The sequence below is a fragment of the Paenibacillus sp. 01T442 genome, from assembly GCF_056398345.1.
In genome coordinates, this window is the sequence record NZ_JBFTPF010000069.1 from 16,683 (window position 1) to 27,455 (window position 10,773).

11 protein-coding genes and 1 pseudogene are annotated in these 10,773 nt (G+C 43.7%); all 12 read right to left on the bottom strand.

What is annotated here, in order from left to right:
- Positions 1–174: 174 nt before the first annotated feature.
- Positions 175–1,290, bottom strand: coding sequence for a hypothetical protein (locus AC1DLM_RS28935; RefSeq protein WP_477571914.1), 1,116 nt, complete (start codon positions 1,288–1,290; stop codon positions 175–177).
- A gap of 128 nt (positions 1,291–1,418) precedes the next feature.
- Complete coding sequence (locus AC1DLM_RS28940; RefSeq protein WP_477571906.1) at positions 1,419–2,009, bottom strand: histidine phosphatase family protein; 591 nt, start codon at positions 2,007–2,009, stop codon at positions 1,419–1,421.
- A gap of 46 nt (positions 2,010–2,055) precedes the next feature.
- Entirely contained in the window at positions 2,056–2,685 is a 630-nt protein-coding gene (locus AC1DLM_RS28945; protein ID WP_441986759.1) for an anti-sigma factor family protein, read from the bottom strand.
- Between the two features lie 6 nt (positions 2,686–2,691).
- Entirely contained in the window at positions 2,692–3,273 is a 582-nt protein-coding gene (locus AC1DLM_RS28950) for an RNA polymerase sigma factor (RefSeq protein WP_477571907.1), read from the bottom strand.
- A gap of 408 nt (positions 3,274–3,681) precedes the next feature.
- The gene (locus tag AC1DLM_RS28955; protein ID WP_441986760.1) at positions 3,682–4,554 is read right to left on the bottom strand and encodes a polysaccharide deacetylase family protein; all 873 of its coding nucleotides are present in this window, start codon (positions 4,552–4,554) and stop codon (positions 3,682–3,684) included.
- Positions 4,555–4,722: 168 nt separating this feature from the next.
- The gene (locus AC1DLM_RS28960) at positions 4,723–5,811 is read right to left on the bottom strand and encodes a prephenate dehydrogenase (RefSeq protein WP_477571908.1); all 1,089 of its coding nucleotides are present in this window, start codon (positions 5,809–5,811) and stop codon (positions 4,723–4,725) included.
- A 27-nt stretch (positions 5,812–5,838) separates the two neighbouring features.
- On the bottom strand, positions 5,839–6,939 hold the full coding sequence (gene hisC / locus AC1DLM_RS28965; RefSeq protein ID WP_436244583.1) for a histidinol-phosphate transaminase: 1,101 nt from the start codon (positions 6,937–6,939) through the stop codon (positions 5,839–5,841).
- A gap of 16 nt (positions 6,940–6,955) precedes the next feature.
- Positions 6,956–7,771, bottom strand: a complete 816-nt coding sequence (gene trpA / locus AC1DLM_RS28970) for a tryptophan synthase subunit alpha (protein ID WP_477571909.1) — start codon at positions 7,769–7,771, stop codon at positions 6,956–6,958.
- Positions 7,772–7,774: 3 nt separating this feature from the next.
- Positions 7,775–8,968, bottom strand: coding sequence for a tryptophan synthase subunit beta (trpB, locus tag AC1DLM_RS28975; protein ID WP_171628808.1), 1,194 nt, complete (start codon positions 8,966–8,968; stop codon positions 7,775–7,777).
- Positions 8,965–9,663, bottom strand: coding sequence for a phosphoribosylanthranilate isomerase (locus AC1DLM_RS28980; RefSeq protein WP_477571910.1), 699 nt, complete (start codon positions 9,661–9,663; stop codon positions 8,965–8,967). Before AC1DLM_RS28980 ends, trpB begins: the two co-directional genes overlap by 4 nt.
- A 25-nt stretch (positions 9,664–9,688) precedes the next feature.
- A complete protein-coding gene (gene trpC, locus AC1DLM_RS28985; protein ID WP_477571911.1) occupies positions 9,689–10,483 on the bottom strand; it encodes an indole-3-glycerol phosphate synthase TrpC in 795 nt (264 codons plus the stop codon).
- Positions 10,473–10,773 (bottom strand): annotated as a pseudogene (locus AC1DLM_RS28990) (anthranilate phosphoribosyltransferase); the annotation flags it as partial. The gene trpC and the pseudogene AC1DLM_RS28990, both read right to left, overlap by 11 nt.

The following is a 10,773-nucleotide window of genomic DNA, read 5'->3' on the forward strand; positions in this document are numbered from 1 at the left end:
GACCTACCTCCAAATGTTGTCCGCGGTTTGTCAGGAGCTTCTTTTTCGCAAAAATATATGTCTGCATTATGGTGTACGCCAACCCGTTGTTATGCTCCTATTACATCATATTCACTAGCTATTTCAACGCTTCATTCAAAAGCCCGTTTGAACGGGAATGTGTTAATACCTAGATCAGAAGAGTACCACTTTATCTTCCTCTGCAAGACTAATTCCTCGAATCACTTTAGAACCTAGCTTAGTGACCTGAATAACTGCTCCATACGTGTGATCTTCACCTATCCGGATCAAACCCATGTGCATCATCATTTGTATGATTCGCTGCTCGACAATGGATGCTGAACTATCATAGTAAAATGGTTTAACTAATTTACTAAACAAATCTACAATCGAAGCCATCGTCACCCATTGCTCACAAAGCCGATCCAACCAAACMGATATACCTTGCAGATTCGGAATCGGATTTTTGTAGAGCCTTAGCCAAAATGTGTACACATCCGTTACTGTTTCTTTCTTCCCTTCCAGTAATCGTGCCTTTCCTGCTTCTGTAAGGCGAAGCACCAGGTCATGCTCACTGATCAGTTGGTGGTAATAGCAATAGTCATAGATTAGTGAAAATCTATTCGGGTATTCCTTGAACATTCGTCCGTAACCGAATCGCCATGTTCCCTTTGTTACCAATCCTTCTTGAACAGATAAGATACTGAGGAGCTGACCCAGTTGTCTTTTGTACATAAAACCTTCTGCTGTTAATGGCATTTCTTGCTKAGCAATCGCGGTTAAGAAATGAAATATGTCGTCGACTAGAAGTGATTGTTCATCACGATATACCGTTGGTTCATCTGTTTTCATTAATTCTTGCTTAAATTGTTTCGCTAACGCATCACTAAATCTTCGCTTTAAATCCGCTGGAACATGAAAAAGGTATTTGGTCTGTTGGGAGTGTCCGTTAAACAKCCATCCTAATTTTTTGAATTTCAAGATCATATCCCTTGGATTCCAATCTCCAGGTGACTCTTCTTTCTGAAAGCGTGACTGCTGGGCTCTAGCGATGAGTTCCTCCATACTAAACGAATTGCGAGGATCCGAAAGCAAGGAGTTGAGGAAGCGAATATTTTCCAAACTAAGACTTTGAATGTGTTTTTCGAATATGTCTTTGCGCATGGCCGTACTCAGGATCGATTGAATCAACTCATTCTTAGAATGACCATTGCACTCACACTCGTAGGTATGTGCAATTCGGCCTAATTCATGGATATCGGCATAGCTGAGCATATCCGCTAGGTTCATTTCCATCCTACATCTCCCATCTGGCRGAGCATTCTACTCCGATGTTTCTAGTAACCATTATGGGATTTTTTCCCGAAAATATTCCGTAACAAACAAAAAAACATGACTCTATCGAGTCATGTTTACTTTCATACCATCGTTTCCGAGGTCGTTTGCAAATGGGTTAAACAATTATACAATTGAAGCTCCCATTGATCACTTTGTCGCAACAACAAGGTCAACGAGGTATTCTGCAGGAACTCCTCTTGATTCAATTTCAAAACACGAAGCACTTGAACAATAAAACCTCCATGAGAGATGAGCAAGATGTTCTTATCAGGGTAGAGATTCAAAATCTCTGTTTCAAGCTCCAGCCATCTTGCCCAGAGATCGCTGTCCGACTCTTGACCCAAATCCTGAAGCTTCCAATCGGCCCCCCAGCGCTCTTCACGTTCAGCGACAGTAGTTCCTTCGACTAACCCATATTTACGCTCTCTTAAGCGTTTATCTGTGCGCAATAGAGGGATGCCAGACAGTGTGGAAATAATTTGTGCGGTTTCATTCGCACGCTTCAAGTCACTGCTAATGATGCCATCCCAACTTTCTTGAGACAGACGCAGCCCAAGTAATCTTGCTTGCTCTCTGCCTTCGTCCGTTAAGTCTGTATCCAACTGTCCTTGCAGCTTGCYTAATCGATTCCACTCTGTGCTTCCGTGGCGTATAAACCCTATCGTTGTCATTCTTTTACCTCCCGCGCTAGAAATGCAAAATGCTCCACCAGGAGCATTAAGTTTTCGTTCTTGATAACCAATTCATGATAATAATGGTTGCTACTAATCCAAGAAGCGATACGACTAATAAGTAATGGGGGTACGAATGGATCGGTCCAACATGAAAACGCAAAGGTTCCATGAAACTAGGATTCAGACTGGCTACGGCATCACCCAACTTATGTCCATTCAAAGATTCTGTGCCGCTAATTTTTAACGCTTGTGGTGCTTCAAGATCGTAAAGTGAATTGTCCGCGGAAGCCAATGTTGACTGTGGAGAACCATCATATACGATGGCAAATAAAAAACTAAATACAAAAAGAGCTAGACAAAAAGCAATAACCGCCGTCAAATTCCGTCTTAATTTATAGGAAATCGAATACATCCGTTCGGAAACTGGAATTCGCCATGATTCATCCTCGTAAATTCGGCTCATTACTTTCGTGGAGACTAGAGGCTCAAAGTCCGTCAGTTCCTCGTCAGTTGCAGCAGTGCGGATCAGAATCATGCTCTCTTCCCATATTTGAAATTCCTCTTTACAGGCATCGCATGTTTCTAAATGCTTATCTACTGCTGCACGACGCAGGTCATCATTCGGCAAATCCCAATAGACTCCAAATAATTCCTGGATCTCACTACACTTCATCGCTAGTCATCCCTTCGATTCTTCGAATATCGGTTCACTGAAATAAGGATCCAGATGCAATTTGACTGATGCTCTCGCTCTAAATAGGAGAGATTTCACTGAGCTGACGGTTTGACCCAAAATGTTGGCAATTTCCTGATAATCCATCTGATCATATTCGCGTAGAATCAAAGCCGATCTTTGCTTCTCAGGCAAGCTATTAATCGCTTCGCGAACCATGGACACCTTTTCGTTCCTCAACATGGCCTGCTCTGGCATCGCATCAAAAGAAGCATGCGGTGTAAGTCCGCTTTGCTCCAACGACACCTGGACACTTTTATTTTTGYGCAGCTCACTCAATACGGTATTACGGGCAATCGTATATAACCAAGTAGAAAAAGATGCCTCGATCTCACGGAAAGAATGCAAACTGCGATACGCTTTATAAAATGTTTCATTACACAAATCTTCCGCGATAGCTTCCATCTGTGTGCTCTTTAGCATGTGATAAATAAAGGCAAGGATTTTACGCTCGTAACGACGCATAAGCTCGTTATACAGTTGAACATTTCCATCCTTGATTTCTCTGATCAATTGGGAATCGGTCATTACGTGGCGACCCTCCTCGCGATTCCGGGTACCACTCCAACTGTTCATACATGTTTTACTACGGTTGGAGTGAAAAGTTGCGTTATATTTGTAAAAAAAGTGTGAAGTCGAAATTGAGCAAACATTTAGCCTCTAACCTATTCTCGATTAAATACGAGATTCCTGCTAGATTCGACAAATTGTTGGATAAAGTTCATATTTCTACTACTTCTCTACTATCGACATCTAGCTGCATTCCTTTTATATATATTTTTAAAAAAGGCAAAAAGACAAAAAAAAAACMGCCGAATCGGCGGTTGCACTTATAGTGCGATTATCGGATAGGAGTGGAGAGAAACCATACTGTACTTTTATTATATGTATACGGTTTCATTCTGTCAACACTTTTTTGAAAACGTTTACCTAGTTTCATTTTGAACTAACAAACTGTGATTGTTCTCTCTTGGCCTGCTTAATCAAATTGCTAATGGAATGCGGACGTACAAAAGGGCTTCCACCGTTGATCCGCGGTATTTGCATCGAATCCGTCCATTCTGAAGCAAGACCTGCCTTCGTTGTAAAAGCGTATTGGATACCTGCTTCATGTAAGTAGGAAATCGTCGTATCATCGTAGCTGCCATATGGATAAGCATAGGAATCTACATTTTTCGAAGCATTCAACTCCTTGAGTTTGGCCATACACTTGCGGGTATCCTGAACAACCCGACTCTTAAACTCAACCTCAGTTTCTAGCTTTCCATTTAGAATAAGCTTGTTGGATAACATGGGTTTTCCATCTTTCATTGCATGAAGCTCATCGGAGTGCCCTTGGAATTCAATATTAGGGTCTTCACTACGCATCTGTTTAATCTCATCCTTGGATAAAGATGCTAACTTAGGCCTTTTGGGATCATCCAAATCTTTCGTGATAACGAAATTCACAGCAGGGATTTCAAGCCTCTTTAGAATAGGGAATGCGTGCGTATAGAAGCTTTCGTAACCATCATCAAATGTGATAAGCAGCGCATTATCCGGTATTGGCTTTCCTTTGGTTTTGAAGTCTTTGAATTGGTCCAAGGTAATGAAATGGAAACCTTTCCTTTGTAACGAAACAAGCTGCCGCTCAAACAGCCTCGGCGTGATGGTGACTGAGCTCTGTTCAAATTCATCAATGTGGTGATAAACAAGAACGGCAACCTCATTGGAGTAATACACATCTTTGGCACTTGCTAAAATAGGTGAAAAATTAAGAAAGACAATCATGACCGTTAGCAAGCTTACGATGAACATTCGGTACTTCAAATCAACCGCCCCATAACAATGAATAGTATGTATATAAATGATAAGACCCATTATAGCATGAGCCTTTAGACCTGTGAATCAGTTACAAAAAGAAAACAAAAGGACCTCCTTTGCGCTGGCGGAAACCAACACAATGAAAGTCCTGAAATGATAAAAGATATTCAAAATTTATACATGCACCGCATATTCTTTGCCCAATAACTCCGAAGCACGATCGGCTTCCTCTTGGTTACGGAAAGACAATCGGAGAATACCAGGAACATCCTCACGGCTTTCAATAATTTGAATATTGCTCAAATTGATTCGAGCATTTCCGAGCAGCGATGTAATGGAGCCAATAATACCCGGGTGATCGGGTACATCTACATAAATATCAAATAAGGAAGTGAGGACACCTTTACGACGTTCCGGTAGCTTACTGCGGAATTCGCCAGCAATACGAAACTGCTCCGCAATCCCTTCTCCATCGCTTTGCTCAATCAGTTGAACGAATCGCGAAACCTCATCATTCCAATCCTTGAGCAGCTTGAGTAACACTTCACGATTGTTGACGAGAATATCACGCCAGATCGTCGGTTCGCTCGAAGCAATCCGAGTAATATCTCGAAAACCGCCCGCCGCTAAGTTTTGATACAAGGGATTACTCTCGTTATAGCTTCTTACTTGATTAACAAGTGCAACAGCAATAATATGCGGTAAATGGCTAATTGCACCGACGATATCATCATGCTCACGAGCATCGACTTGCACGATTTGCGCTTTCGTATGACTAAGCAGACTTGTCAGACGATCTACCTCAGCCTGTGGCGTGCCTTCTGCTGGAGTCAAGACATAGAAAGCATTCTCATACAGATGCGACGAAGCAGCTTCCACCCCGTGACGCTCAGAGCCCGCCATCGGATGACCACCTATAAAATAGTAGCCTTCCTTCAAGTGTGCTGCTGCACTTTCTGTAATGGAAGCTTTCGTACTGCCCACATCCGTAATGATACAGCCTTGTTTCAAGGGCAGCTTCATCAGCTTCTGAACATATTCCTCCAGATTGCCCACGGGTACACATAGGAAGATATAATCAGCCCMATCCACCGCTTCTGCCATATCGGTAGTTGCATGGTCAACAACATTGCGTTTCAGCAGCTTTTCGACGGAATTCGGATTGGGTGAATGTCCGACAACGGTAAAGTCTGGTTTTCCTTTATAACATAAGGCAAGAGATCCACCGATCAGACCTACTCCGAATATTGCTATTTTCGTCATGACAAGAATCAACCTTTATCTTCTGATTTAKACTAGAACAGGAACCTCTGCAAGAACTTCCGTTAGAGCCGCAATGAATTTGGCATTTTGCTCACTTGAACCAATGGTGACACGCAATGATGTTGGGAAGCCCAACATATGACCACCACGAACAATTAGCCCTCGGCGCAATAAGCCGTTGAATACGTCTGCTGCTGGACGTGCTACGTCCACCATAATAAAGTTCCCATGAGCAGGAAACGAGTGCAGCCCAAGTTGTTTAAATTGTTCTTCTAAGTAGTTTAAACCCGCAGTATTCGCTTCCCGACAGCTTGCGATGAAATCCTGATCATTAATCGCCGCAAGAGCAGCAGCTTGTGCGAAACGAGTCGTATTGAAGGGCTCTCGCACTTGATTAATCGAACGAATGACATCTGGATGCCCAATACCATAACCAATACGAAGCGAAGCCAGCCCATAGATTTTGGAGAAGGTACGCAAAGAGATCACATTCTTGTATTGACCGATTAGCTCAATGCTGTCCGGGAACTCACCTGTTGTGTTGTACTCACAATAAGCTTCATCAAGAACAACAATCGTGTGCGCAGGAACTTTAGCTAAAAAAGCTTTAATTTCCGCATCTGTATTCATCGTACCCGTTGGGTTGTTCGGATTACAGATCCATACGATTTTCGTGCGATCTGTAATGGCAGCAGCCATTGCATCCAAATCATGAGTACCATCCTTCAATGGCACCTCAATGGAGATTGCACCTTCGATTTCACAATTGTGTTTGTATTGAGGGAAAGTGTGTGAAGCCATGACGGACTCATCACCTGGTACAAGGAAAGCACGCGCCAACATCAGGATAACTTCATCCGAGCCTGCGCCAAAAATAAGCTGGTTCGTCTCTACTCCCAATGAAGCTGCTACAGCTTCTGTTAGCTGTACGGCACCTCCATCTGGATACAGACTAATATTTGCAATTTCAGCTTCAATAGCAGCCTTCACATGTGGAGATGACCCGAACGGGTTTTCATTAGAAGCAAGCTTAATCACTTCAGTTAAGCCCAGCTCACGCTTTACTTCTTCAATAGGCTTACCTGGTTGGTAGACTGGTAAATGTATAATGGTTTGTTTCGGTTTCATGAAGTCACCTCATCAATTAGTTGTTCGTACGTTTTAATTGACCTACAAAGTTACCTACTTGCTTTAGACCTTCCGGATGAGCAGCATCCTCTTGGAAATGTGTTAATGCGCTCTCGATCGTGCGGACAATCGCACTTCCTACGACAACACMATCGCACAGCTTCTCAAAGCGTTCAACTTGCTCACGCGAAGATATGCCGAAGCCTACAACAATGGGAACAGACGCGGCTTCACGAACGGTTGTAAGGAAATCTTCAATGCCGCCAAAAAATTCAGCGCGCTCGCCAGTGACCCCAAGGGAAGATACACAATAAACGAAACCACGTGCACTTGAAGCAATACGTTGTACACGTTCATTCGATGTTGGTGCAACCAATGGAATCAAATGAACGCCATATTTCTCAGCAATCTCTCTAGTCTCACTATCTTCTTCCAAAGGAAGATCTGGAATAATAATGCCACTGATTTCATTCTCTTGCATCACTTTGAAAATACGCTCCAAACCAATTTGGAGAACCGGATTATAATAGGTAAAAAGGATGAATGGCAGCTGTGATCCGCGATTCCTTGCCTGTTTAGCTACATCGATTACATCAAAGATGGAAATTTTACGTTTCAAAGCGCGTTCAGAAGAGCGCTGAATAACAGGGCCATCTGCGAGTGGATCCGAGTAAGGAACACCAAGCTCGATTAAATCCGCGCCAGCGCGTTCCATTTCTAGAATCAGCTCCAAAGATGCCTCAATCGAAGGGTCACCTATCGTTAGAAAAGGGATCATTGCGGTTTCACCGCGCGCTTTGAGTTCTGCAAAACGACTGTCAATACGGTTCATCGCTTATACCCCCTCGCCAAGATAACTAATAATGGATTCCACATCTTTATCGCCGCGGCCTGACAAGCTCACGATAATGATTTGATCCTTCGTCATCGTCGGTGCTAATTTCAGCGTATGTGCAATGGCGTGTGCGCTCTCGAGAGCAGGAATGATACCTTCTGTACGGCTCAACAATTGAAGCGCATCCAGTGCTTCTTGATCCGTTATTGGATAATACGTAGCACGCTCAGCATCTTTGAGATATGCATGTTCGGGACCAATTCCCGGGTAGTCCAAACCGGCTGAGATCGAATGCGCTGGCAACACTTGACCATACTCATCCTGAAGCAAATAACTGAGTGACCCTTGGAATACGCCTGGGGTTCCTTTGGTCATGGTTGCTGCATGTTCCTCCGTATCAACGCCGCGACCCGCCGCCTCGACACCAATCAATTTCACGGACTCATCTTGAACGAATGGATAGAAAATCCCCATCGCGTTACTGCCTCCGCCAACACAAGCAACTACTGCATCAGGTAATCTACCTTCTGTTTCCAAGATTTGCTCACGGGACTCATCCCCGATCACGCGCTGGAAATCACGAACCATCATTGGATACGGATGTGGTCCAGTTACGGATCCAAGAATATAGTACGTATCTTGAACGTTACTTACCCAGTAACGCAATGTTTCATTACAAGCATCTTTCAATGTGCGCGTTCCAGAAGTAACAGGAATAACTTCCGATCCTAACAATTTCATGCGAAACACATTCAATTGTTGACGTTTCGTGTCTTCTTCGCCCATGAATACTTTACATTCAAAGCCCATTAAAGCCGCGACTGTCGCTGAAGCAACTCCGTGCTGACCTGCCCCAGTTTCCGCTATTATCTTTTTCTTACCCATGCGTTTTGCAAGTACGGCCTGTCCGATGGTGTTATTAATTTTGTGTGCGCCTGTATGGTTTAAATCTTCACGTTTCAAATAAATCTTCGCTCCGCCGAGTAGCTCGGTTAAGCGCTCTGCATAGTAAAGCGGAGTAGGTCTACCGGAATACTGCTTCTGCAAATAACGAACTTCAGCAATAAATTCAGGATCATCTTTATATCGCGCATAAGCTTCTTCAAGCTCATGTAAGGCATTCATCAATGTCTCGGGCACATAGCGGCCACCGAACTTGCCAAATCTACCTTGCTGATCAGGTACTTGTGTCACTTACGGGTCACCCTTTCCACAAACGCGGTTATTTTCGCAATATCTTTCACGCCATCTGTCTCCACGCCGCTCGATACATCAACGCCATCAGGAGCGTAAKCATGTATTAATTGATCTACGTTATCATGTCGAAGTCCGCCAGCTACTAGCAATTGAATACCAGCAGAACGAGCCMATTCTTGATAAACAGGTATACAATCCCAAGCAAAAGTTGTCCCAGAACCGCCACCATATACAGGGTCGAAGGTATCTAATAAGATGGCATCTACTTGCCCGATAAAAGGATCTAGTTGTKCTGCCACTTCGGTTAGTGAAGGCATGGAATCTTCTGTTTTGGAGATAGAAACCGATTTAAATACCTGTACACCAAATTGTTCACGAACCCATCCACAGAAAGCCGGTGTTTCCTGACTATGAAGTTGCACGATATCCAGAGGAGCTGCAGCTAAAATTTCAATCAACTGCTCTTTCGTTGGATTGACAAAAACGCCAACTGTAAGAGGCACTGTGTGTCCATCCGCTGCTTCAGATTTCAGATAAACAATCAGCTCGGCTGCCTTCTCCGGCGTGACCTGTCGCTTGCTTGGTGCAAAAACAAAGCCGATATGAGCTATCGGCAAATGTACGATTGATTTTAACACTTCAACGCTTTGAAGTCCACAAATTTTTACCGTTGGAATCGTTCCCACAGTCATCAAATCCGCCTCTTTCTACCTATAATTAGGCCTTGTTGACCAGCTCACCCATCAACTGATGAACCGCTTGTTCAACGACGGGCTGTCGCATGAAATGCTCTCCGATCAGTACAGCTTGTGCTCCTACTTTCTCAACATAAGCCATATCTTCAACGGTAGATATCCCACTCTCGCTCACAACAGTTTTACCTTTTGGCATAAAGCTTATTAATTCTTCTGTTGTTCCTAGATCGGTTACGAAGGTTTTTAAATTCCGATTATTAACACCTATCATTTGGGTATCCAGCTCAAGTGCGCGCTCCAACTCTTCACGATCATGTACCTCAACGAGTGCATCTAGGCCAAGATCCTTCGMTAGAGTCAAATACTGCTTCATTTGCTCTGTTGTCAAAATCGCTGCGATCAGCAGAATGGCATCTGCTCCCAGAAGTCTTGCTTCATAGATTTGCTTCTGATCAATGGTGAAATCTTTGCGTAGCAACGGAACATTCACTGCTTTACGAACAGCCTTCAAATAATCATTGCTTCCTTGAAAATACGAAACATCGGTCAATACCGAAATACAATCGGCGCCTGCATGCTCATAAGCTTGAGCCAATCCCACCGGTTCGAAATCTGCGCGGATCAATCCTTTGGATGGTGAAGCTTTCTTCACTTCCGCGATAAGTCCCATCGAACGATTTTTCCCCAGCGTCAATGCCCGCTCAAAGCCTAAACAAGGTGGAAGCTGAGAAATTAACTTTTCAGCCTCCGCGATCGAAAAACCGCTCATCGCCTCTACTTCAACGCGTTTTGTAGCTACAATTTTATCAAGAAACATGGCATAGTTCTCCTGTATATTGGATTAAATCTTGCAATTTCTGCTCCGCACGTCCCGAATCAATGACTTCTGCAGCTAATTTCACGCCTTGTTGAAGAGTGCCTACATGACCGGTTACATAGAAGCATGCCGCTGCATTCGCTAGCACGATGTCTCGATAAGGCCCTTTCTCACCAGCAAAAATATGACGAATAATTTCTGCGTTCAGGGCAGCATCTCCACCCGCTACGTCTTTGATACTATGTGCACGAAGACCTAAATCGTCAGGTGTAATCGTATAAGTCGTGATA

Excerpts from the sequence above, each read along its gene's own strand:
- AC1DLM_RS28945 (WP_441986759.1), bottom strand. The coding sequence starts at position 2,685 with ATGAAGTGTAGTGAGATCCAGGAATTATTTGGAGTCTATTGGGATTTG.